The organism is Photobacterium damselae, from assembly GCF_003026815.1.
Classification (GTDB): domain Bacteria; phylum Pseudomonadota; class Gammaproteobacteria; order Enterobacterales; family Vibrionaceae; genus Photobacterium; species Photobacterium damselae.
In genome coordinates, this window is record NZ_PYOG01000008.1 from 145,956 (window position 1) to 170,122 (window position 24,167).

Annotated in this window: 25 protein-coding genes; 13 read left to right on the top strand and 12 right to left on the bottom strand. The window is 41.4% G+C overall.

Features of this window, described 5'->3' with window-relative positions; translation table 11 throughout:
- Positions 1–119 precede the first annotated feature (119 nt).
- The 6 genes from glpG to ftsY form a co-directional block, all read right to left on the bottom strand.
- A complete protein-coding gene (gene glpG / locus CTN07_RS10090) occupies positions 120–965 on the bottom strand; it encodes a rhomboid family intramembrane serine protease GlpG (RefSeq protein ID WP_005302457.1) in 846 nt (281 codons plus the stop codon).
- A gap of 31 nt (positions 966–996) precedes the next feature.
- A complete protein-coding gene (gene glpE / locus CTN07_RS10095; protein ID WP_036764669.1) occupies positions 997–1,326 on the bottom strand; it encodes a thiosulfate sulfurtransferase GlpE in 330 nt (109 codons plus the stop codon).
- A gap of 573 nt (positions 1,327–1,899) precedes the next feature.
- Positions 1,900–2,763, bottom strand: coding sequence for an RNA polymerase sigma factor RpoH (gene rpoH / locus CTN07_RS10100; RefSeq protein WP_005302451.1), 864 nt, complete (start codon positions 2,761–2,763; stop codon positions 1,900–1,902).
- Positions 2,764–2,908: 145 nt separating this feature from the next.
- A complete protein-coding gene (gene ftsX, locus CTN07_RS10105; RefSeq protein ID WP_036764668.1) occupies positions 2,909–3,835 on the bottom strand; it encodes a permease-like cell division protein FtsX in 927 nt (308 codons plus the stop codon).
- On the bottom strand, positions 3,822–4,493 hold the full coding sequence (gene ftsE, locus CTN07_RS10110; protein ID WP_005302446.1) for a cell division ATP-binding protein FtsE: 672 nt from the start codon (positions 4,491–4,493) through the stop codon (positions 3,822–3,824). The genes ftsX and ftsE overlap by 14 nt, the downstream gene beginning before the upstream one ends.
- Positions 4,494–4,496: 3 nt before the next feature.
- On the bottom strand, positions 4,497–5,885 hold the full coding sequence (gene ftsY / locus CTN07_RS10115; protein ID WP_005302443.1) for a signal recognition particle-docking protein FtsY: 1,389 nt from the start codon (positions 5,883–5,885) through the stop codon (positions 4,497–4,499).
- An 84-nt stretch (positions 5,886–5,969) separates the two neighbouring features.
- Here ftsY and rsmD point away from each other — a divergent pair, with 84 nt between their 5' ends.
- Both rsmD and CTN07_RS10125 read left to right on the top strand, forming a co-directional pair.
- A complete protein-coding gene (gene rsmD / locus CTN07_RS10120; RefSeq protein WP_005302441.1) occupies positions 5,970–6,578 on the top strand; it encodes a 16S rRNA (guanine(966)-N(2))-methyltransferase RsmD in 609 nt (202 codons plus the stop codon).
- Positions 6,575–6,841, top strand: coding sequence for a DUF1145 domain-containing protein (locus CTN07_RS10125; RefSeq protein ID WP_036764667.1), 267 nt, complete (start codon positions 6,575–6,577; stop codon positions 6,839–6,841). Before rsmD ends, CTN07_RS10125 begins: the two co-directional genes overlap by 4 nt.
- A 72-nt stretch (positions 6,842–6,913) precedes the next feature.
- On the opposite strand, the gene CTN07_RS10130 is transcribed toward CTN07_RS10125, so the two are convergent.
- On the bottom strand, positions 6,914–7,156 hold the full coding sequence (locus tag CTN07_RS10130) for a YecH family metal-binding protein (RefSeq protein ID WP_036764666.1): 243 nt from the start codon (positions 7,154–7,156) through the stop codon (positions 6,914–6,916).
- Positions 7,157–8,129: 973 nt separating this feature from the next.
- Positions 8,130–8,495: a hypothetical protein gene (locus tag CTN07_RS10140; RefSeq protein ID WP_036764665.1), complete on the bottom strand. Its 366-nt coding sequence runs from the start codon at positions 8,493–8,495 to the stop codon at positions 8,130–8,132.
- A gap of 334 nt (positions 8,496–8,829) precedes the next feature.
- On the opposite strand from CTN07_RS10140, the gene CTN07_RS10145 reads away from it, so the two are divergent.
- Positions 8,830–9,162 carry a DUF2500 domain-containing protein gene (locus CTN07_RS10145; protein ID WP_036764663.1) on the top strand — a complete coding sequence of 111 codons (333 nt, stop codon included), beginning with the start codon at positions 8,830–8,832 and terminating at the stop codon, positions 9,160–9,162.
- A 9-nt stretch (positions 9,163–9,171) separates the two neighbouring features.
- Here CTN07_RS10145 and CTN07_RS10150 read toward each other — a convergent pair whose 3' ends face one another.
- Both CTN07_RS10150 and CTN07_RS10155 read right to left on the bottom strand, forming a co-directional pair.
- Complete coding sequence (locus tag CTN07_RS10150; RefSeq protein ID WP_005302436.1) at positions 9,172–10,185, bottom strand: acyltransferase; 1,014 nt, start codon at positions 10,183–10,185, stop codon at positions 9,172–9,174.
- A gap of 99 nt (positions 10,186–10,284) precedes the next feature.
- Positions 10,285–11,007, bottom strand: coding sequence for an SDR family oxidoreductase (locus CTN07_RS10155; RefSeq protein ID WP_005302433.1), 723 nt, complete (start codon positions 11,005–11,007; stop codon positions 10,285–10,287).
- A gap of 473 nt (positions 11,008–11,480) precedes the next feature.
- Between CTN07_RS10155 and CTN07_RS10160 the strand changes: the two genes are divergently transcribed.
- The 4 genes from CTN07_RS10160 (at position 11,481) to CTN07_RS10175 (ending at position 15,645) form a co-directional block, all read left to right on the top strand.
- Positions 11,481–13,082: an AbgT family transporter gene (locus tag CTN07_RS10160; RefSeq protein ID WP_005302430.1), complete on the top strand. Its 1,602-nt coding sequence runs from the start codon at positions 11,481–11,483 to the stop codon at positions 13,080–13,082.
- A 112-nt stretch (positions 13,083–13,194) separates the two neighbouring features.
- Positions 13,195–14,043, top strand: a complete 849-nt coding sequence (locus CTN07_RS10165) for a LysR family transcriptional regulator (RefSeq protein ID WP_005302427.1) — start codon at positions 13,195–13,197, stop codon at positions 14,041–14,043.
- 95 nt (positions 14,044–14,138) lie between these two features.
- The gene (locus tag CTN07_RS10170) at positions 14,139–15,032 is read left to right on the top strand and encodes a patatin-like phospholipase family protein (protein ID WP_036764660.1); all 894 of its coding nucleotides are present in this window, start codon (positions 14,139–14,141) and stop codon (positions 15,030–15,032) included.
- Positions 15,033–15,168: 136 nt separating this feature from the next.
- Positions 15,169–15,645 (top strand): Dps family protein, encoded by a 477-nt coding sequence (locus CTN07_RS10175; protein WP_005302421.1) that lies wholly within the window; start codon positions 15,169–15,171, stop codon positions 15,643–15,645.
- A gap of 252 nt (positions 15,646–15,897) precedes the next feature.
- Here the strand turns inward: CTN07_RS10175 and rhtB are convergent, their stop codons facing one another.
- A complete protein-coding gene (rhtB, locus tag CTN07_RS10180; protein ID WP_005302417.1) occupies positions 15,898–16,515 on the bottom strand; it encodes a homoserine/homoserine lactone efflux protein in 618 nt (205 codons plus the stop codon).
- 159 nt (positions 16,516–16,674) lie between these two features.
- On the opposite strand from rhtB, the gene CTN07_RS10185 reads away from it, so the two are divergent.
- Both CTN07_RS10185 and CTN07_RS10190 read left to right on the top strand, forming a co-directional pair.
- On the top strand, positions 16,675–17,667 hold the full coding sequence (locus CTN07_RS10185; RefSeq protein ID WP_005302414.1) for an alpha/beta fold hydrolase: 993 nt from the start codon (positions 16,675–16,677) through the stop codon (positions 17,665–17,667).
- A 151-nt stretch (positions 17,668–17,818) separates the two neighbouring features.
- Complete coding sequence (locus CTN07_RS10190) at positions 17,819–18,616, top strand: Cof-type HAD-IIB family hydrolase (RefSeq protein WP_036764658.1); 798 nt, start codon at positions 17,819–17,821, stop codon at positions 18,614–18,616.
- Positions 18,617–18,683: 67 nt separating this feature from the next.
- Here CTN07_RS10190 and CTN07_RS10195 read toward each other — a convergent pair whose 3' ends face one another.
- Positions 18,684–19,142 (bottom strand): EVE domain-containing protein, encoded by a 459-nt coding sequence (locus CTN07_RS10195; protein WP_036764655.1) that lies wholly within the window; start codon positions 19,140–19,142, stop codon positions 18,684–18,686.
- Between the two features lie 75 nt (positions 19,143–19,217).
- Here CTN07_RS10195 and CTN07_RS10200 point away from each other — a divergent pair, with 75 nt between their 5' ends.
- The 4 genes from CTN07_RS10200 to potE all read left to right on the top strand — a co-directional run bounded on the left by CTN07_RS10200 (position 19,218) and on the right by potE (position 23,863).
- A complete protein-coding gene (locus CTN07_RS10200; RefSeq protein WP_050787779.1) occupies positions 19,218–19,664 on the top strand; it encodes a COG3650 family protein in 447 nt (148 codons plus the stop codon).
- A 59-nt stretch (positions 19,665–19,723) separates the two neighbouring features.
- On the top strand, positions 19,724–20,305 hold the full coding sequence (locus CTN07_RS10205; RefSeq protein ID WP_005302409.1) for a tRNA-uridine aminocarboxypropyltransferase: 582 nt from the start codon (positions 19,724–19,726) through the stop codon (positions 20,303–20,305).
- 112 nt (positions 20,306–20,417) lie between these two features.
- Entirely contained in the window at positions 20,418–21,878 is a 1,461-nt protein-coding gene (locus tag CTN07_RS10210; RefSeq protein ID WP_005302404.1) for a coniferyl aldehyde dehydrogenase, read from the top strand.
- A 659-nt stretch (positions 21,879–22,537) separates the two neighbouring features.
- Positions 22,538–23,863 carry a putrescine-ornithine antiporter gene (gene potE / locus CTN07_RS10215; protein ID WP_036764653.1) on the top strand — a complete coding sequence of 442 codons (1,326 nt, stop codon included), beginning with the start codon at positions 22,538–22,540 and terminating at the stop codon, positions 23,861–23,863.
- The last annotated feature ends 304 nt before the right edge of the window (positions 23,864–24,167 follow it).

Consider the following 24,167-nt stretch of genomic DNA (forward strand, 5'->3'; position numbering starts at 1 on the left):
AATAAGCGTGCAGAAATGGACAATTATTGCAGAATTAGAGATAGGTATACTAATCAACAGAATTAGTAAATACCTGCTATCGATATATTCTGATAGCAAGTATTTATTCAACAAAGCGGTTATGAATGATGCTTAAGAGGTTTTTTTGCATCATACAAAGCGATTAAACAGCCACTTGCAAGACCAAATAAATGCGCCATGTTTGCCACAGAAAATCCTAAAATATCGGTAAATCCTAGAATTAACCATACCAACATAAAGACAACATAAGAACGAGGTATGGTAAGTCCACGTTTAGGCGCTAACCACCCCATCCACCATAGATAGCCCATCAGCGCATAGACAACACCAGAAAGCCCACCGAAATTGGGGCCGACAAACCACGCTTGAGCAAAACCGGATAACAGTGATGACAGCAAAAAGATCTGCACTAACTTACTGCTACCGCTGTGTTGCTCTATCTTTCCGCCTAATAACCACCACCATAGGCAGTTAAAAATAATATGTAAGGCAGAGAAATGCAGCAAAGCGTGAGAAAAATAGCGCCAGAGCTGCCACTGATCACCATCGGCAAAAAAAGGAAAATGCAGGGCAGTAAACAGAGGTTGCTCAAACCCAATCAACCATAGGATATAAATCGTAATAACGGCCACCATCACAAATAAAGTAAAAGGGCCGGCTTGCGCTCTAATCATATTAATCAAGCTAGGGTTAGCATAATGGAACTTAGCAGTTCGACTCTCTGCCATATCCCAAGATGCAGCTTGATACTTATCTGCCGTTGGATCATGCAAAAAGGCTTGTAACTCCGCTTCTGCTTCCACTAGGTGCTGCTCATCTTTGAGCCACAGGGCAAATAAGCCTTCAGACTCAGGAGACATCACAATTTCAATCTTGCGCGATGCCATATAATCAATGAAAGCTTGTGCCAATCTTGGGTTACTAAGCCCGATAAGTCGATGCATTAAAACTACCTCTATTTAATTTTCCGACGTCTTAATCTCCAAGTGCCATAGGTAATTGCGCACGACGCCATGCCTCAAAACCACCTTCAAGGCTATATACCTGCTCGAAACCTTGGTGAAGTAAATATTGAGCTGCACCTTGGCTACTGATGCCGTGATAACACATCACAATCACAGGTTGTTCAAAATCGACTTCATCCATAAACGACACCATAGTGTCATTAGTTAAATGAAATGCCTGTTCAGGATGAGCCTGACTAAAAGACTGAATATCACGAATATCTACTAAGACCGCATCAGAATCATTTTGTTGTAATAACTGATAGGCATTTTCGGCACTGATAGGCGTAAACTGTTCCATACTTTTCCTTTCTCTAAGCTGAAGGTCATTATCATTATTAAGCGCAAGATCCGATCCCTCTGAGCATGTCAGGATCATGTTGAACTCAAGCACTTATGTTTATACATTTCGATCTATTTTACCTTACTTTGCGATCTCTACTCGACTCTCTTTTTTAGGTTATCCACAATCGTTTCTCCGCTCCTTGTTTCGGCTTACCAGATCTGACAAGGGGTTCCGATCGTATTACGCAAACCGATGTTTATATTTTAACCATCTGTGGAAAAGCCTGTGAATAGCGTTGATAATGTGTTTTTGTTATTTTGGATCCACTATATGTAGATCGGATCCGATCAAAAACTGTGGATAAATCTGTTTTTAACTTCTTACCTAGTGCGAAAATGTGACTGAATTAACATTAATATTTGCTGTTTTTGCATCTTGAACAACTTTTTGCAATTTGTACTAGGATCCATTTATTAAGATCCAAATAACTGATCTTTATCATCCCCATTGCTTTAATCATTCCAAATTACAGAGACAAAAAAACCGGCACTTCAGGCCGGTTTTTGACAAAGGAAAGCGAGAAAACAATCAGTAGATATCGTCACCAACAGCTTCTTTTAGTTTTTTCATCGCATTTTTTTCTAACTGACGAATTCGCTCCGCTGATACACCAAAGCGGTCTGCAAGATCTTGCAGAGTCGATTTATCTTCATCAAGCCAACGCGAACGTACAATAAATTGACTACGCTCATCCAAACCCGCTAATGCTTGAGACAAACGATTCGTTGCGTGAGTTTCCCAGTTACTCTCTTCGTAACTGCGTGCAACATCTGAACTTTTATCTTCTAAATAGTAAGCTGGAGCTGTCGGTGTAAAATCGCGATCATCATCGTCATTCGACATTTCAAAAGTGGCATCTTGAGCTGCTAAACGCGATTCCATTTCTCGCACTTCACTCGGCTCTACCCCCAGTTGATCCGCAACCATATTGATTTCTTCATTATTAAACCAACCTAAACGCTTTTTCGACTTACGAAGATTAAAGAAGAGTTTACGTTGGGCTTTGGTGGTTGCAACTTTAACGATACGCCAATTTCGTAAAACAAACTCATGGATCTCTGCTTTGATCCAGTGGACAGCAAATGAGACCAAGCGAACCCCAACTTCTGGGTTAAAACGCTTAACAGCCTTCATTAAGCCAATATTCCCCTCTTGGATCAGATCGGCCATAGGTAAACCGTAACCAGAATAGCCACGAGCAATATGCACCACAAAGCGAAGGTGAGACATGACAAGCGCTTTCGCGGCATCAATATCACCATCAAAATGCAGACGTTCAGCCAACTCTTTTTCTTGCTCAGCAGTAAGCATTGGGTAACGGTTAACGGCTTGGATATAACTATCTAAACTGTCGGCCGCAACCAGAGCCATTGAAGGCATCTCAGTGGACATGCAAAAACCTCGTGTGTTTTTTATTCAAAAGTAACGTAATTTAAACCCGTGTTCTTATTACGTGAACCCGCAATAATGCCAATAAAAAGGGGTTGATTGCAAGTAAGTCTGCAAATCAACCCCAGATTAGATCGAAAAAATAAAATTATACTGGCTCAATTTCGCGTAAATGGCGTCCAGCAGATAAGCGAGCTGCCAATAAACCAAGGAAAGCTGCTGACATAATAAGAATCAGCATTTCATCCCAGCCAAGACCAATTAAACGATAATGGCTAGCATACAGATTGGCTAAGGTAGCCACGGCTTGATCAAGTAATAAGGTAATTGCAAAAGTTAACCCAATAGCAATCAAAGAGGCGATTAGGCCATACCAAACCCCAACATACAGATAAGGTCGAAGGATATAGCTATTGGTTGCGCCAACCATTTTCATTACTTGGATTTCATCTTTATGGCTAAGCACTTGCAAACGTAAGGTGTTACCTACAATCAAGAATACCGCAAACAGCATCAAGCCCGACATGACCAAGGCCAGAGTCACAGCCAAATCTTTAATGGCAGCTAGGCGTTGTAACCAATCGCTATCTAGACGCACTTCACTAACTTGTTGCTGGTCTCGTAACTTTGTCGCTAACACTTGTGCTTGTTCGTTACTTTGCCACTGAGGCTTAGGTTTAATAATCACCACAGAAGGCAACGGGTTAGAATCTAACAGTGCAATAGCTTTTGCAAATCCTGCATTTTGACGAAACTCTTCTAAACCTTGTTGTGGTGAGATGAACTCAACGGTTTCAACCTCTGGCCATCCTTTAAGCTCATCAGCAAAGGTTTTTGCTTGCGCTTCAGGAACCGAATTTTGCAAATACAACGTTAGCTGAGTTGGGTTCTGCCATGATTGAGCAACGATTGTGACGTTTTTTGCCAGCAGGTAGAAGGTTGCTGGTAGAGTTAAGGCAAACGCAAGTACCAACAGTGTTAAAATATTGCCTAATGGGCGACGAAACATATCTTTCAATGCCCCGCCACCTTGTTGTTTATGAATGGCAAAGAAGCCTTGTTTATTCTGCGCCACGAACGATCTCCCTTAAATGTCCCTGTAGAAGATCCAATCGACGATAATCGTGACTGGCTAACAGTGAAGTATCGTGAGTTGCCATTAACACACTCACGCCTACTCGATTAAATTCTTCAAATAAACGCATCACTTGCTGAGATAAATCGGCATCTAGGTTACCAGTCGGTTCATCGGCTAGTAACAACATAGGTTTATTCACCACGGCACGAGCAATACCCACGCGCTGCTGTTCACCGCCCGATAACTGAATCGGCGTACACTTTGCTTTATCCAGTAAACCCACTTTATCTAACGCGGCAGATACTCGACGTTTAATTTCATGCTCTGATGCCAATTCCACTCGTAATGGCAAAGCAACGTTTTCATACACGCTACGATCCATCAACAGCTTATGGTCTTGGAAGATGATCCCGATATTACGACGTAAAAACGGGATCTGCTTATTAGGAATACGGCTAATATCATGGTCATTGAACAAAATTTTGCCGTCACTTGGGCGTTCAATGGCACAAATCAGTTTCAGCAGGGTACTTTTACCTGCTCCTGAGTGGCCAGTCAGAAAAGACATTTCACCACGACCAAGATGGAAGTTTACTCGCTGAAGTGCTTGCCTACCTCCTCGATAGGCTTTACTTACCTGCTGAAACTGAATCACTGTTTATTCCTCGTCTGTAAATAGCGCTTCGATAAACTCGTCGGCAGCAAATGGACGCAAATCATCAATGCCTTCACCAATACCAATATAACGGATTGGGATATGGAACTGATCGGCAATCGCAAAGATCACCCCGCCTTTTGCTGTACCATCAAGTTTCGTTAGCGTAATACCTGATACTGGAGCAACCTCACTAAATAGCTTTGCTTGGCTAATTGCGTTTTGGCCGGTACCTGCATCGAGAGTCAACATAATTTCATGCGGCGCATCAGGATCAATTTTCTTCATCACACGCACAATCTTACGTAACTCTTCCATTAAGTTAGCTTTGTTTTGTAAGCGACCCGCAGTATCTGCAATGATCACATCAATATTTTTTGCTTTTGCCGATTCAATCGCATCGAAGATAACAGAAGCACTGTCTGCACCCGTATGTTGGGCAATAACAGGAACTTGGTTACGTTCACCCCAAACTTGAAGCTGTTCAACAGCAGCGGCACGGAATGTATCACCAGCCGCCAACATCACAGATTTTCCTTCACTTTGGAATTTCTTCGCCAGCTTACCAATAGTCGTAGTTTTACCTACGCCATTAACACCCACCATCAAAATAACATATGGCTTTTTGCTGGTATCGATCTCAAATGGCTGTTCGACTTTTGCGAGCATCTCTGCCAATTCATCTTTCAATAAACCGTAGAGTGCTTCACCATCTTTAAGTTCCTTGCGAGAGGCTTTCTCGGTTAAGTTTTCAATGATCTTAACCGTAGTATCCATTCCCACATCAGCAATCAGTAATTGCTCTTCAAGCTCTTCAAACAGCTCATCATCAATTTTTTTGCCTTTAAATAGACTGAAGAAGCTCGAACCGAAATTCTCCTTAGTCTTACGTAAACCACGCATTAGACGGGCAAAGAAACCTTCTGATTTTGGTTTTTCCTGCTCTGCAATCGCAATAACTGGAGACTCAAGCTCGGCGTTATTTTCTGTCTCTTCATTACGAAGATGTTCAGCGCTCTCTTTTGCTTGTAATTGCTCACTCACAATTTCAGCTTCAATCTGAGCATCATCACTAGCAGCATCAGCATTGATACTCGCTAGCTCAACTTGTTCCTCAACCGCTTCTAACTGAGAAATCGAAGCCTCTGCCTCGGGTTCTGCTTTAGCAACTGGCTCGGTTACGGTATCCTTAGCACTGTCGGCTGCATCATTTTTTGCATCATCATTATGCGCAATTTCAGCATCCTTGGCGTCAGAGGTTTGTGATTTAGGGCTTTCATCCTGCCCCTCGATTACCGAGTTAATTTCGGTAGTTTGTTCGCTGTGTTCGCTCTTTTCTTCTGAGCCAAAACCCAGCCACGAGAATAATCCGCGTTTCTTCTTTTCTGCCATTGGCAAATCCTAGAGATTGATTGGTACAATTTGCAGCCTAAAAACTGATGTATACTAACATTTTCTAAGCGGTCAAAAAAATCTATGACGAAACGTAGACAACAAACAGGTAAAAAACCACAAAATAATCGCCAGAGCGGGTTCGTCAGAATCATCAGCGGACAATGGCGTGGTCGCAAACTGCCCGTCCATGACGTCGAAGGACTTCGACCTACCACTGACCGTGTAAAAGAAACACTTTTCAACTGGTTAGCGCAAGATATTTATCAAGCAAAATGCTTAGATCTCTTCGCCGGTAGTGGTAGCCTGAGCTTTGAGGCCTTATCCCGTGGTGCAGAAAGTCTGACCATGATTGAACTGGACCAAAAAGCTGCCGCGCAACTAAAACAAAATTTAACCGCAATTGGGGCTACTAACGCAACCTTACACAACACCAATAGTGTAAATTTCCTCAATCAAGCAGGTACTCCTCACGATTTGGTCTTTATTGATCCACCATTTCGTAAGGACCTTATTCAACAAGTTATTGCTGCGCTTGAAGCTAATCATTGGTTAAGTCCTAATGCGTTGATTTATATTGAAGCAGAAAAAGAGCTCGGTAGCATTGATGTACCGCCAAGTTGGCATCTATATCGCGAAAAAACCGCAGGACAGGTGTGCTATCGTTTATTTATTCGAGAGGAAGAAGAATGAAAACCTTAATCTTATTAGCTAAGGCCGCGATTGCGTTTGTCTGGTTGGTGTTGTTAGTTAATATTGTCCACCCATTTCCAGGGGCGGCGGCAATGGCGCTTTACATCATGACTGCATTTTTATTTATGATGCATGGCCTACAAATGTTGATCTTTATTGGTGCTTTTGGCGATAAGATTACGATGTCTGGTTGGGAGAAATGGTCGATTCTTATTTTTGGTATTTTCGCCTTGCTTGATATTCGCCGTAAACACATGATGTAACACTCTCAATTCCAATAAAAAAGCGAGTCCGATATTTGGCTCGCTTTTTTATATCTCTGAGTTTTATAACTCTTAGTGGTGACACATACGAGCCGGGTTGGCCGTTAGCTCTTCACCCACCAGCATAATCTTACCCTTCGCAAGTAAGAAATCGAGAAGTTGTTGTAAGGTCAAATCTTGTTGGCTGCAAGTATGAAAACGAACATCCGCTCCATACTCAGCTTCAATTTCTGCCGTTAAACTTGCAGGTGTGTAGTGCTTATTTTCATCTAATAATTTATGAAGCACTTCATGACCATGAACAGATTCTGTCATTGTTCTCTCTCTTCCAATCTAAAACATATATACCCAAGTTATTTCAAGATGCACGGTTCAGTGAGAATGACTTGGAGATATAACAATAGATCACTACGTTGATTACCGCGTTGACCTAACTCAATTATATTGCATATTGAATATATGTTTAAATCTTTTAAGATAATCTTTCAGCCAATCGTTTACCTTCGTTTTTTTATCTAAACACGCTATTTCTTATTATTAAAGGTAAGCATTTATCTGCTAATCATGTTCAAAAACAATATCTCCATCTAAACTAACCTTTTGATTTATTATCTCATCCTGTAAAAAAAATAGAGAAACATTCATCTATAAGTCCAAATCACAATTCTTAAATCATGAGAAAGTTAAGTGAATTGAAAAATAAAAAATAGATTAAAAACCAAACGGTTACATTCACTTACTGTGATCTCATTAAAATTTTTTGTGGTAGCAATAAAAGATAAATTAAAATTACTTGGCATATAATACAGCAGAAAGAAGTTACTTCCATTTTTGCAAACTACATATTCCATTAACAATAACAACGACAACAAAAAATCAAAACACACCAATAAAATCATCAAGTTAAAACAACACCACTTTTATAGAAAACAATGAGCTCAAAAACCAAACAGAGAGAAAAACACTGTTTACTTAGATAAAAAACCACTTAAACACGTCATATTTTTGCAAAATAAGCCACTAAACTAAGATCTAGCTTGATAAGCGATCAAAAATCATGCTATTCTTTTTATCAAGTTAAAGATAACGGTTATAGGAGAGCCAAATCATGTTTACAACATCTCAAAAACAAGGACTTATGATGATTGCGGTTATCCTAGGTCTAATGACACTACCTGTTATCTACTAAGATAACGAACAAATATCAAAAAAGGCGCTTATAGCGCCTTTTTTCGTTTTTGAACAATATTGTGGTGGGTAATAGGATAAAAACCCTATCGTATAACCATTAGGGAAGAAGAGAGATACGATGCCAATGAAGAGAGTAAAACCAAATAGCTAGCGCGGTAAAACCAAAGACCAACAATAGAGCTACACCCCATACCACTCGATTACTACGTGGTGTAAGCCCTTTCTCGCAGCGCTTACACATGGCAATAAACTCATCCTCATTTGTTAAGCGAAAATGATCTTGTTGAATAGACTGCTCTCGAATTTGAGCGATATGTTGTAACTCTTCAATTAAGTTTTGCGGCAAACGCTCATCACAGAACTCAATCAGTTCCGTCAAATTACTACCCTGTGCGTGATAATGAGAACGCAGTAAATACTCGATACGACGGGTGCGTTTAATGACGCTCGCAATATTAGACATAATCACTTTCTCTTCAACATCCTATGTTCTTTTCTTACCTTACTAACCCGTCACTAGAAAGCAAGAACTATCCCTCTATTTTGCGAAGGGATGAATCTTGTCTAAACCGCACGCACATACTCCATTAAATCATAGTCAAACTTCGAGTTAAGCGAAAAAGATTCCGTCAGATCACGATTTTATCGCGTAATGCTAGAGCCAAGAATAAAGTCATGAATAATATGAAACCAATGACTTTAGTCTCGAACTTAAACGACTGAGCCCAAGTCACTTATACCGTAATAATTGGGTATCAATGGATATAATCGGATAGAACAATAACAGGATTTTTACCATGCCAACCATGCTACTATTGGCTTTAGTAACACTACTTGTCGTTGCCATTAGCTATTTTATCTACACCTATCGTCGTCATACTCTTGGAACTCATGCTCCAGAGAAACACATTGAAGTCATGATTCTCGATAAACAGAGCAATCCTATTTTTGGAGCTCAACCGGGAGAAGATGACGAAGAATATTGGATCTATGTTCAACCAGTAAAAGGCGGCCCAAAGCGTGAATTTATGGTCGGTATTCACTACTATCACGCTCTAAATCCGGGTGATAGCGGCATGATGACCTATAAAGGCCGCCAATTTATGCATTTTGCTCTTAATCGCAGCTAGCTCGTTACGCTAAGGAACAAGCCAAGCACTGTAGCGACTTTTGCTCAATAGCCAACTGCTCAATAGAGCCAATCCGCCGCACACCAGAGTCCAAAATGGAATGGTGATCAGCGGCGGAGCAAAATACCAATTAAGATGAATTACCGGCCATAAAAATAGTGGATGTAATAAATACACCCCTAAACTATAACGACTAATAAAACTGATCCCCTGTTTAGCCGTTACGGACCACTCACAGTGCTCAGCCCACCAGCGACAACCAACAAACACCAAACTGGCAATGAGTACGGTATTTAATGTTTTATAAGAGAGCCAACGACCTACCGTATACTCACCCACAACCAGACTTAAATGTACTACCATCCAATCCGTTAATAGCAGTGCCACTACACCCAATGGCAGTAGCCAAACCAGTTTTGGCCGTTGATATTGGTAAAGCCCATAGCCAAGAAGTAAGTACCCACTATATAAAACATACTGATTACTCCATGGCCCATCGACTCTTAATAAGAATAACAAGGTAAAAATAAGCCACACGCCGATAACCGCTCGAACTTGACTCGGTTCTGCACGATGAACAAAGAAATGAAATAGAGGAACGAGTAAATAAAGAGGAATAAAGTAATAAAAGAAACCTAAATGGTAATACGTTTCATGAGTAAATGCGTGTTTTAACAGATTGATACTCACAGCCCCATCAAAACCCGATAACGAAACTCCGGCAAGTCCAGCATAGAATAGAGACCAAGCCACAAACGGAATTAATACCTTGCTCACTCGCCGAGTAATAAAATAGTTGGCTTCAATCGGTTTAGGGTTACTAAGTAATAGCGCTCCAGAGATTAAGATAAAAACAGGAACTGCCCAGCGACTAAAACTATTAAAAGTGATGGCGGTAATCCAATCAAACTGCGGTATCTGCCCTAATTGCTCTCGATAAGGCCCAAGTACATGAATAATCACAACAGCAATGGCAGCAACACAACGCAATAAATCAAAGAACCAAATTTTTTTGGCTGCCATACATTCACCTTTTTACCCAATAAAAATGCCATCATTGACATAATCAATGATGGCACCTTTCTTAAACCTGACCAAAAGGAAAATGATGGTCAGTGGTAATTATGGTTGTTGGCGAGTCGCCGCTAGCACAATCTCACGGATACACAGATTTTGTGGCTGGTTGTAGGCATAACTGATAGCGTTAGCAATATCACTTGGTGCAATAACACCGCCCATACCTTCTTTCCACTCTTCGTAGCCAGATTTAATTGCATCACTCGTGGTATGGCTTAGTAGTTCCGTTTCAACTGCGCCAGGGGCAATAGTAATGAAACGAACATTATCATCGGCAACTTCTTCACGAATATTTTCAGTAATGGCATGAACCGCAAATTTAGTACCACAGTAAGCGGCATGATTTGGGAATGTTTTACGACCTGCAATAGAGCTAACGTTGATAACTGTGCCGTGCTTGCGCGCTTTCATCCCTTTAAGAACAAGATGAATACCGTTTAGCATCCCCATCACATTAACATCAAACATGGTTTTCCACTCTTGTGGATCCTGCTCATCAGCAAGGCCTAACAGCATCATACCAGCATTATTGATAAGACAATCAACAGGGCCGAACTTCTCTTCAGCTTCAGCAATAGCATTTTGTAGCGCTTGAAGATCGGTCACATCAACTTGACGACATAGAGTATTAGGTAGGGCAAGTGCCTCTAAGCGATCCAAACGACGAGCAAGAAGCAGTAAGGGATAACCTTCACCAGCTAATTTACGCGCCGTTGCTTCACCAATACCAGAACTTGCACCTGTAATGACGATAAGAGGTTTAGACATAATGGAGACCTTTTCTTTGTTAGAATAATTTAAGTATGGCGCATACTCACGCTGCGACCTTGGTTACTACTATACAAAGCGCTATCTCGGCTGAAAAATACCGATTTCCTCTGTTTATCATAAAAAAAAACTATGGATAGCCATCACTCTTATCCTCGAAGCCATTCTTAGTTACCGCCATATGTCAGACTACAGATTGCTAACATAATCACAAAACAGGCCTGTCTCGATCTTCAATCAATAACTTAACCCCGAATCACAATCAACAAATTGCATTTAATACAGAATATATAGAAGGGAAAAAGCCTTTCCCACTTGATTTACCACCATAAAAAGCAACATTAAAAATACAAAAAACCAACCAAAGAAACATTTAGACACATTTTAACCTTGCATTTACATTTAACAATATCGTAACCTTGCACCAGTTTTGAAGCTCCCAGTGACGGGAAGTAATCGATAATGGAGGAAGGATGTATCCATCGACTTCGCAACAACAATCACCTCAACCGAGTAAAAAAAATCTCTTTACCCGCTTTTTAGATACCGTTGAGTGGTTAGGTAATTTACTGCCTCACCCGATAACCCTATTTGCTATTTTCTGTGTTGCTATCCTGCTCGCTTCGGGCATTGCTGGCTACTTTGGTTTGTCTGTGATTGACCCCCGTCCAGAAGGTGCGCCTGGACGAGCTGCAGATGGAATGATTCATGTTGTCAGCCTACTTAATGCCGAAGGCTTACAGCTGATTGTGGCTAACTTAGTGAAAAACTTTACCGGATTTGCGCCTCTAGGTACGGTATTGGTTGCCATGTTAGGTGTTGCTATTGCTGAACACTCAGGCCTACTTTCTTCGGCTATGCGCGGTTTGGTTATGGGAGCCTCTCGCCGCATGGTTACTCTAGTAGTTGTGTTTGCTGGTATCATTTCTAACACCGCATCAGAGCTTGGTTATGTGGTTCTGATCCCTCTTGCAGCCATGCTATTCCACTCATTAGGTCGCCACCCTCTTGCAGGTCTTGCCGCAGCTTTTGCCGGGGTTTCAGGTGGTTATAGTGCAAACCTACTGTTGGGTACTGTTGACCCTCTATTATCAGGTATCACTCAAACCGCAGCCCAAATGATCGATCCGAACTATCTCGTTGGTCCAGAAGTGAACTGGTACTTTATGTTTGCATCTACCTTCGCCATTACCATTATGGGTGCCTTTGTTACCGAGAAAATCGTTGAGCCAAAGCTGGGCAAATATCATGATGAAGAAGCAAGTGAAGATCTTAGCCACGATAAAATGGGCAAGCTGACCGATATTGAGAAAAAAGGTCTAAAAATGGCGGGTCTTGCTGCGCTAGTTGTGGCGGCGTTGCTGGCATTAACCATAGTGCCAAGTGATGGTGTGTTACGAAATCCAACCACAGGTTTAGTTGCTGGATCACCGTTTCTCAAAGGTATTGTGGCCTTCATCTTTGTCTTCTTTGCCATTCCTGGCTTTGTTTACGGCAAAGTAGTCGGCACGATGAACAATGATCGTGATGTGATTAATGCGATGGCTAAGTCCATGTCTTCAATGGGTATGTACATTGTTCTGGTCTTTTTCGCCGCTCAGTTTGTCGCTTTCTTTAAGTGGACTAACTTCGGTCAAGTATTCGCAGTTGGTGGAGCAGATTTCCTTCAGTCCATTGGTTTAACAGGCCCTGCGCTGTTCTTTGCTTTCATTTTAATGTGTGGCTTTATTAACTTAATGATTGGTTCGGCTTCTGCACAATGGGCTGTTACCGCACCGATCTTTATTCCAATGTTGATGTTGGTCGGTTATGCACCAGAAACCATTCAGGCGGCATACCGAATTGGTGACTCAGTGACTAATATCATTACGCCAATGATGAGCTACTTTGGCATGATTTTAGCTGTTGCGACCCGCTACCAGAAGAACTTAGGTCTAGGTACATTAATCTCAACCATGCTGCCATACTCTATCGTATTTGTTATTGGCTGGAGCATCATGTTCTATGTGTGGGTCTTTGTACTCGGTATTCCTGTCGGTCCAGGTGCTGCAACCTACTACAATGTTGCCGGTTAATTCTGTCCTTTAACTCTTATCAAACAACTTAGATCAAAGCCGAATCCACCCGATTCGGCTTTTTTTGTTATGATAAGTTTACGTTATGGCTCACTAAACCAAGAGAATTTGGATGGATTTACGACTACTGCGCTTCTTTACTGCGGTATATGAAGAGAAAAATATTACTTTAGCTGCAGAGCGCTGCTTTGTATCCCAACCGTCCATCTCTAGTGCCATTAAACAGCTGGAACAGGAGTTAGAAACCACCCTCTTTATTCGCCATAAAAAAGGAGTCAACCTAACAGATGAGGCACATTACTTATATCCATTAGCCATTCGCCTGCTCAATGATGTTAATCGCTTGCCCCAACTGTTTCAGCAACGCACCGAATGTTTACCCCTCACCTTGGCAAACTTTCCCGATTTGAGCCAAACCGAATTAGCCAATTGCTTTGCTCTGCTCAATCAACAGATCCCTAACTTATTATTAGAGTTGGTTGATCATAATGCTCCTGCCGATGCGCGCCTAACATTAGATATGTTCAAGGCTGAAGATGAAATATTTCTTCCTCTGTGGGATGAAGACTATGTGCTATGTATGCTACCGGATCATCCATTAGCACAATTAGAAAAAGTCACCCCAGCAGAGTTACATCTACACGATTTTATTGAATGTCCACCCTGTGAAGCGCACCAGCAAACCATTGGCCTATTAGCATGCGATGGCCTGGCCGTTAACCTAGTGGCCAAGGCAGAACACAAAACCCAAGTTATGCATTTAGTTCAAGCTGGATTAGGGATCTCTTTTTTACCGACAGGAGTATTAGAAACAGCAAAACAACTTGTAACCGTTCCACTTGATGGTCCGCGGATGTTTCGCCGTTTAGGCTTGTGTTATCCGGCCAATAAAACCTTAAATCCAGCCCTTTCTGCTGCAGTCAAAGTATTGAGTCAATACAACCAACATAAGGTTAAATAATACCTATCACAGCAATAAGAAAAATCGACTGTCGATTCATATAAGCAAGATTTATTCTAGTTCGTATCTTGTCATCTTTGCTAAAACGGTCGGTTATGAACTCTCGCAACTCATCAAGAGCCCTTATTGTTGAAGGCGGTGCTATGCGCGGTATTTTTGCCAGTGGCGTACTCGATGCCTTCTTAGAAAATAATTATATGCCTTTTGATTTTGCGATTGGAGTATCGGCAGGTTCAACCAATCTGATCGGCTACCTTTGTGGACAACACGGTCGTAGCCATACTATTATTACCGACTACTCTCGCCGCCATGACTTTATTAATTTTGCTCGCTTTACCCAAGGTGGCCATTTAACAGATATTGACTGGCTATGGCGTACCACGACACGTAATTTGCCTCTGAATCTGTTCAAATACGAGCAGCGCAATATTCCACTCTATGCAACAACAACTAATTTAGAAACAGGTCAAGCGGAATACATTGCTGTAAGCCGTGAAAATATTACCGAAGCCATGGAAGCAACCTGCGCTTTACCGGTTGCTTATCGTCATAATCCAACGGTAAGTGGTGTAGCGATGAGTGATGGTGGAATTGCCGACTCTATTCCAGTGATTGAAGCGTATAACCGTGGCGCCCGAGAAATAACCGTTATCTTATCTAAGCCTTTAGGTTTTCATAAAAGCGAAACTAAACTACCTTGGCTGATTAAATCTATGTTTCATGATCACCCTAAGTTTGCTGAAGCGGTACTTTCCCGAGCAGAACGCTATAACGCTGCCTTAGATTTTATTGCCAATCCACCAGCAGACTGCAAGTTAACCGTTATTGCACCGAAAGAGAGTTTCCAAGTCGGTCGTTTAACTCGCAATTTAGAGAAGCTTGAGCAAGGCTATCAAATGGGTCGAGAAGCGGGTTACCGTTTATGTGGCTTAATTCCATGTTATGGCGACAATTGCTATCAATCAGAACGACTAGAGCGAGCGGCTTAAATCCCTACCCTTATCATAGGTATAGGCGATTGAATCAATAAAAAGCAACGATTATACCTATGAACGTATTTTTCTTAGTATAACTACATCGAAACGAGAGAGGCGTTTCACCCAATTTATACTGAGGAGAAGTACCATGACCCAACAAATTAACTTGATCGGTCTTGATAGTGACAAGGCAAAAGCACTGGCTGTACACCTCAACCAGCTACTGGCTCATTATCAAGTTCTTTACATGAATACTCGTGGTTATCACTGGAATGTAAAGGGCCAAGAATTCTTTGAATTACACCTTAAATTTGAAGAGATTTATACCGATCTTCAAACCAAGATTGATGAGCTTGCAGAACGAATTCTAACTCTTGGTTTTACCCCTGATCACAGCTTTAGCCGTTACTTAGAGCAAAGCGGAATAAAAGAATACCGCGATATTACAAACGGTAAAGAGTGTGTGAAAGGCTTAGTTGAAGGCTTTAGCAAACTACTGGTAAAAGAGCGTGAAATTTTAGCTCAAGCAGGTGATGCCGATGATGAAGGTACAACTGCACTAATGAGTGATTATATCCGCGAGCAAGAAAAATTGATGTGGATGTTAAACGCATACCTTCAATAATAAGAATCAGAGGTGATGAGTTAAGTCTCTCATCACCAAGCCTAAATGATTAACACTAGGATTCGTGCTACTTATTTAGGTCTGATACCAGCTTTAAAGTTAGTCGTTTAAAGTTGGCTAAATCTTAGATGTTATGTCCCTACATTTAAGATCTGATGTCCCGCAAGGGATCTCTATCTCTCTGACTGCAAATTGCAAAACACTTATGGTTCTTTGTTTGGGGGTACTGCTATACCCCCTTTTTTTTATCGGTTAAGCCTGAGCTGATGCAAGCAAAGCACCGCAGCCGATAAACATTGAGCCAAATACCCGATTCAAACGATTCATTACTCGCGCAGAACGAATATAGCGACTGAGCTTTGCTGCTAGCGTCACGTAAAACAACATCACACAGCCATCAACGACTAAAGTAGTGATACCTAAGATCGCTATTTGTGGCAGTTGAGGCTCAGTAGGTGATAAAAATTGAGGAAACAGTGCCACTAAAAAAACAATCGTTTTAGGATTAGTTAAATTTACCAGTACGGCTTGGCGAAATAACGTTTGAGCACTCACTGCTTTATTACTGGTAGAAATATCTATTGCTGAATGTTCACGCCACTTTTGAATACCAAGCCATACTAAATATGCCGCACCGACCCATTTAATAGCGGTAAATAAGGCAGCGGATTGGGCAACGATCGCACCAAGACCAACTCCAACCAATAAAATATGCACGCTCATCCCCAGTTGCAGACCCGCAATGGACGCTAATGATTTACGAAAACCATGGACCATACCATTGCTGATAGAGTTCACCGTGCCCGAGCCTGGAGCAAAACTAAAGACAATTGCGGTGGCTAAATACGCGAGCCAAACTTCAATACTCATATTTTTATCGCCATTAATGTGAGATAGACCAGAATATGCGCTTATATACCGTAACAACTGCCGATAAAGCAATCAGCAACTTATGATGTTGTTAACAAAATTAAGATATACTTAATAAAACGCTGTACTTCATTTAACCATTAACAATCGAGCCGACTCATGACCGACACTTCGTCTTATCCACTCTCACAGGAAGCGCAATTTAGCCAAACTATGCAAGGTCCTGTGGCAGAACTGTGGCAACATCGCCAAGAAGGTATTTTCCATGGCGTGGATGGGCTACGTATTGGTTGGATGGCCATGACTCATACGAAAAATGACAAAGTGATTGTGGTGGTTAATGGTCGCATTGAAAGCTATTGGAAATACCAAGAAACCATCTATGACCTATTTCAACAAGGCTATGATGTTTTCTCTCTTGATCATCGCGGTCAAGGCGTATCCGATCGCCTCACTACTATCCATGACTTAGGGCATATCGCAGAATTTGATGATTATGTTACCGATCTAAAGACCTTATTTGATCAGATCATCACCCCTCGCGGTTACCAGCAACATTTTATGCTGGGTCATTCCATGGGCGGCACCATCAGTTCTCTATTTCTCTCGCGTTTTCCAAATATTATCGATCGCGCAGCAATGACAGCTCCAATGCATGGTATCTATCTTGATAACCCTGTAATGAAGAAAATCTCTTACCCATTACTGCGTCTTATTGATAGCCTACAAACTCAACCACAATATACTTTTACTCAAAAAGGCTATGTGGCAAAGCCGTTTATTGATAACCCATACACACACAGCGAAGTGCGTTATCAATGGTTCCGCGATCTATACCAACACAAACCAGAGCTCCAAATCGGAGGGCCAAGTTCACGCTGGGTATGGCAAGGTATGCGAGCAAGCCAGCACTGCATCGAACAAGCCACTAATATTCAAGCACCATTATTGATTATCCAAGCTGGGAATGATCGCATTGTTGATAATGACAAACAGCAACAATTTCTTGCCGCAATGCAGTCAGGTAAAGGTCAATTAATAACGATAGACGGGGCAAACCACGAGTTATTATTTGAAAGCGATATCTATCGTAATCAATCACTTAATGCCATTCTATCCCATTTCGCTAACCAGAGCACAGTATCTCAATAGAAACTCTGGCATTCTTAGTCAATTTAGCCTAAAAGCGGAAAAAGTAGGCCCTAATATTAGCCTCCTTTTTCTGTTTAAATCTAAGATAGAATTTCTATCAAGTTGAGCTATTCCTCGTGAGTGGCTCTGGCACCACAGACCGAGAATATTCATGTATAAAATTGTTGCATCTGATCTAGACGGTACGTTACTGACCCCCGACCATAAATTGGCTCCATTCACTCAAGAAACGCTAAAACGCCTCCATCAACAAGGAAAAACCTTTGTCTTTGCAACTGGCCGCCATCATATTGATGTGGCAGAAATGCGAGAGAAAATAGGTATTCCGGCATACATGATTACGTCAAATGGTGCGCGAGTTCATAATGGTGATGGTGAAGAGATCTTTAGCCAAGACTTAAGCCCTGAAGTAATTAAAGGCGTTATCGATATTGTTAAAGACGATCCAGAAGTGCTGATCCACATGTATCGTGGTAATGACTGGCTCCTTAACTGTGAAGATGACACGCTACGTGAATTCCATGAGAGCTTTAGCTACATCGTATTTGATGTTAACAACCCACCAACAGAGCACGTTGCTAAAGTATTCTTTACCCGTAACGATCACAGCCACGAAAAAATGATGGTGTGGGAAGAGCGCCTAAACCAAGCCTTTGGTGATAAAGCTAATATTGCCTTTTCAACCCCATGGTGCTTAGAAGTAATGGCAGCAGGTGTATCAAAAGGCCATGCATTAGAGGCCGTAGCAAAACAGCAAGGGCTAACTTTAGCTGACTGTATTGCCTTTGGTGATGGTATGAATGATGCAGAAATGCTGGCAATGGCAGGTAAAGGACTGATCATGGGAACCGCGCATGAGAAAGTGAAACAAGCGCTACCGAATAATGAAGTCATTGGCTCTTGTGCCGATGAAGCCGTAGCACATTATCTGATCGATAATCTGCTATAACCTTTGACTTAAATCCTCGCCCTTAATACAGCATTTATTCGATATTAAGGGCAAGGTTTACATCAAACTAGAACTGTCCTGTCATCTGTAGAATTTCATCCCATTGCGCATCGGTAACTGGCATAATGCTCAAACGACTACCTTTCTTAACCAATGCCATATCAGTAAGAGCTGGATTGGCTTTTAATCTTTTTAAACTCACCAAGCGTAAATGTCGTTGGTAAGCAATATCGACCATAATCCAACGTGGGTTTTCCGGATCAGACTTAGGATCAAAATAAGGGCTGCTTGAGTCAAATTGAAAATGGTCGGGATAAGCCTCTTTAACGACGGTTGCAATACCCACCACCCCAACATCTTTACAAGATGAGTGGTAGATGAAAACCTCATCCCCTAATTTGATCTCATCGCGCATCATATTACGTGCTTGATAGTTACGAACCCCTTCCCAACAAGAAACTTTTTGCTGTTTTAATGTGTCTATCGAAAAGGTATCGGGTTCAGTTTTAAATAACCATTTTGCCATTTGTGATCTCGAATCATACTATGTTGAGCCAACTCTTAGCCTAACATATCCCTAACCGACTATAGAGACATGACCATGAAAATTGCTCATCACCACCGTAGCGCCACCTTACTTGCTCTTATCACGCTATCCCTTTCTGGTTGTGCAAGTTGGCAACCAAGTCAGTTATTACCCGATAGCTGGACATCCAGTGAAACAGACCAATCAACTTGGCAGGGCACTTATCAAAGCCAAGAGCAAATGGGGCTGATCACCACCTTGGAGCTAAACCAAGATAATAGTGCCAAGACTATCTACTCCTATACTAATGGCGATCCTGATCTGATCGAAACAGGTCACTGGCGTGTACTTAATAGCCAGCAACTGGAAGTTACGATGACCACTCATCAAGGCCATCCGCTTGATAGCCAACGTATTTATCAATTCGATCCTAAAACCAACCAGCTAATTGCAACCCAAGAGACGGTTAATGGTCAGAGTTATAGCTTAGGAGAGAATGGACTGGTACTGAGTAAGCAGTAACATCTGCAACAGCATCTGTGTCACACTCTCTTTTTTATTCCAATAAATTAGAGAGTGTTATGGCTTGCCCACGGTGTGGATTTGTTCACAATTGCATTTGTCATCTTGAACCGACATTGTCTTGCTCTGCCCATTTTGTGCTACTGACTCATCCAAAAGAACTTAATAAAGAGACCAATACCGGGGTGTTAATGACACGCACTCTGCCTCACTGCCAATTAATCGCTTGGCATCGTACCGAGCCGGACACAACGCTAATAGCACAGTTAAACTCAGATCAGTATCAACCTTGGCTGCTATTCCCTGCCGATGAGCAAACTCCAGCAACACATTGGCAACCGGATATGAGTAAAACCCCACTATTTATTATTTTAGATGCAACCTGGCAAGAAGCCCGCAAGATGGTACGTAAAAGCCCATATTTACAGTCATTGCCCCGCTTACAACTTAATACAGAGCACCCATCTCACTATCAGCTACGCCGCAATCAACAGCCGGGAAATTTATGTACCTGTGAAGCGGGCATTGAGCTACTCAAACTGTTACAGAACCCTGAGCAAGCCCAGCAACTTCAACAGTACTTTACTGGCTTTATTGATGTATTCCATGCCGATAGAAGTGGCCATCATATTTCTCAATAACCACTTCAATCACCATCTCAACTGTTTGAGAATGAAATTGTAAGCAAATCCCGATTTCCGCTGTCATAATGAACATAGACTCAGTTTGTTCGTCATAACCAAGGAGGCTGTTATGACCGCGGTACAATCTACCCAAACCTCAGATCCCACTCAAAAGACCAAAGAAAACGATGAGCGATTGGATCTAAACCAACTATTTACGGCCCAACAGCAAGCCTATGCCAGTGAACCGTATCTAGAATTAACTCAACGCTTGGCTTTATTAAAGCAGTTAAAACACCAACTCCTTGCTTATAAAAAGCCATTGTGCCAAGCATTGCACCAAGATTATGGCAATCGCAGCCAGTACGATACGTTACTCTCTGATATTTTACCTTGCGTACAAAACATCAACTACACCATCAAGCATCTCAAGCGTTGGCTCAAGCCAAGTAAACGCCATGCAGGGCTACTGCTGATGCCAGCCAAACTGCAAGTACACTATCAACCTCTTGGTGTTGTCGGCATTATTGTGCCGTGGAACTTTCCCGTAATGCTAAGTATTGGTCCTTTAATCGCCGCAATTGCAGCAGGTAATCGGGCTATGCTCAAATTGAGCGAATTTACACCACAGACCAATCAAGTTTTACGAGAGTTACTAGCTAAAGTCTTTACCCCAGATTATGTTGCCGTTGTCGAAGGAGAAGCCGATATTGCTCAAGCCTTCAGTCAACTGCCTTTCCATCATATACTCTTTACCGGTTCGACCGCCGTTGGCCATCATGTGATGCATGCTGCTGCTGATAATTTAACCCCAGTAACATTGGAACTTGGGGGTAAATCGCCTGTGGTTATCGCACCAGATGTTCCACTAGAATTAGCCGTTGAAAGACTTATTTTTGGTAAGTGTCTAAATGCAGGGCAAATCTGTGTCGCGCCTGATTATGTTTTGCTACCACAAGAGAAAATAGAGGAATTTATTTCCCTATTTAAACAGAAATATCGCACCCTTTATCCACATGGCATAACCGGACAAGACTTTGCATCAATTATTAATCAGCGCCAATTTGATCGCTTATACCATTTACTTCAAGATGCAGAGGCACAAGGAGCAAGGATCCATCCATGCCATGAGCCAGCTATCGATTTTGAAGGCCGTCGTTTAGCGCCTCATTTAATTACCAATGTTTCTGATCAAATGGCTGTGATGGAGCAGGAAATCTTTGGCCCACTGCTACCGCTTATTCCTTACCAGAGCCAACAGCAAGCCATTGAGTTTATAAATCAAAGACCTCGTCCATTAGCTTTATACGTGATGAGTTTCGATCCTTCTTGGCAACAAACCTTTATTTATCACACCCATTCAGGCGGTATTGCCATTAACGATACCGTGTTCCATGTGGCGGCAGATGACGCACCTTTTGGCGGAATCGGTCCTTCAGGAATGGGACATTATCACGGTCATGAAGGGTTCTTAACTTTCTCTAAAGCCAAAACCGTGCTCACCAAAGGCAAATTTAGTAGCGGAAAATTCATCTTCCCGCCTTACGGTCGATGGTTACAACGACTTATTTTAAGCATCTTTTTGCGTTAATTTTGTTGCCAGTGACGACTCTTTCACCGCGCTGGCAATATTCCCATCACACATCACTGATGATAAAACAATCAGCTCATTAGTTAATTTCCGATCAATTTGAGCGAATAACAGAAACGTTATAAAAAGTTCTGACCAATAATGAAAAAAAGTTTCTGCTTTATCTTGCTTTATTTATGCATAACTATATTCATCCAAAATCGTTTTTGTCTTACAAATTATGTTTTGCCAAGGTGATTTTGTGTGACAAACCCCACATAAGTTATTAAAAAACTAATAAGTTTTTAAAGTTCATCATACTTTAAAACCCTATTTGAGAAATTTTAACGCGATTTATGCAAAACAGAATATAAATTACTTTTTCTTACTTTGTGGCTGAAATTGCAAAAACTCATTCCATTTTTGGGGTTTTTCTTTATCAGTTTTAGCGTGACAATAGTCACAACTTCAGAGGCGGGATAATTTATGCCAAGCATATTAATTACCCCGTTAATCCGAAATTAATCTACGGATTAACGACATTGTAAATTGTAATAAACACTTCAATGCCGAAAAGTAATTAATTAATCAGATAATGAAAAAGTGAATTAGTTAATTATTCCCCAAGGATTGGGTTGAGTTAAATATTAATTTCCTCATCATTACTAATAGGCAAAATTATGTCGACTGAATCAAGTAATAAAAAAATGGGGGTCGTTGGATTAACAGTTCTTGTGGCTGTTAATATGATGGGCTCTGGTATTATTATGTTGCCAGCGAGTTTGGCACAAGTCGGTGCAATCTCAATGCTTTCTTGGGTTGTTACTGCACTAGGTGCAATGTGTATTGCATACACTTTCGCTAAATGTGGTGCTCTATGTAAGCGTTCTGGCGGTATGTCAGCTTATTCTGAAGAAGCACACGGTAAATCCTCTTTCTTTATCTCTTCTTATACATACTATGTGTGTTTGGTAATTAGCTGTGTAGCAATTGCCGTATCAGCAGTTGGTTACATCAAACCGTTTATGCCTTGGTTAGATACTCCAGTACATACCTTCTTTGGTGTGTGTGCGGTGCTTATCCTAACTATGGTGGCCAACTTCGGTGGCGCTAAAATTACTGGTCAAATCTCATCTTTCACAGTATGGGGTATCATCATTCCAGTATTTGGCCTATCAATTATCGGTTGGTGGTGGTTCGATCCACAAACTTTCATGAATGCATGGAACCCACACCACGACACAACAATGCACTCAGTATCTTCAGGTATCGCGCTAACTCTATGGGCATTCCTAGGTATTGAATCTGCAGGTGCTAACTCTGACGCAGTTGAAAACCCAGAGCGTAACGTACCGCTAGCAGTACTATTTGGTACCAGCTTTGCCGCTATCGTTTACATTCTATCTACTGGTGTTATCCAAGGTATTATTCCTAACGCAGAGCTTGCAGCGTCAACAGCACCATTTGGTCTAGTATTCAGCCACATGTTCAACCCAATGGTTGGTAACATCGTAACTCTAGCAGCTGTAATCGCATGTATCGGTTCTCTACTAGGTTGGCAGTTCACTAACGCTCAAGTATCAAAAGCAGCGGCAGATGAAGGTCTATTCCCTAAAATCTTCGCTAAAACTAACAGCGCAGGTGCACCTATCGCAGGTATGCTAATCATGTTAGCTGGCGAGTTAATCCTAGCGGTAATGACTATTTCTCCTGACTTGATTAACCAGTTCAACTCGCTACTAAACCTAGCAGTATTTATCAACATGGTACCTTACATCCTATCTATGACAGGTCTGGAAGTAATGCTACGCAAGAACATGGTTTCTCCAAAGCAATACCGTCTTGGTGCGGTAGTGGGTACTCTAGCAGTTATCTACAGTATCTACGGCGTATATGCTTGTGGTATGGAAGCAGTATTCGGCGGTACTATCTTGACTCTATTCGGTTACATCTTCTACGGCTTCATTGCAGCTCGTGATGTTAACCCAGGTGTTAAAGCAAACTAATTAAGCGAAGGAAATAAATAATCGAAATTAAATTAATTAAAAACTTAATTATTCAATTTCAAACCATGGTTATTTATTTCCTTACTCTCCTATTTAAATAAACAATATTTAAGTTAAATCCAATTTAAATACCTTTTCACATCTATTTAATTTGGGTTTATCGAAGCGCGAAAAAATCAGGTATATATTTATGAGCAATATAAATGTAATGCGCGCTCTTATCGTAGAGCACCAAAATATTGAAGCGAACAGCTACGCAGACCGTACTACTCAGTCTCTAGCTCAAGAATTAAAAGATCGCTCA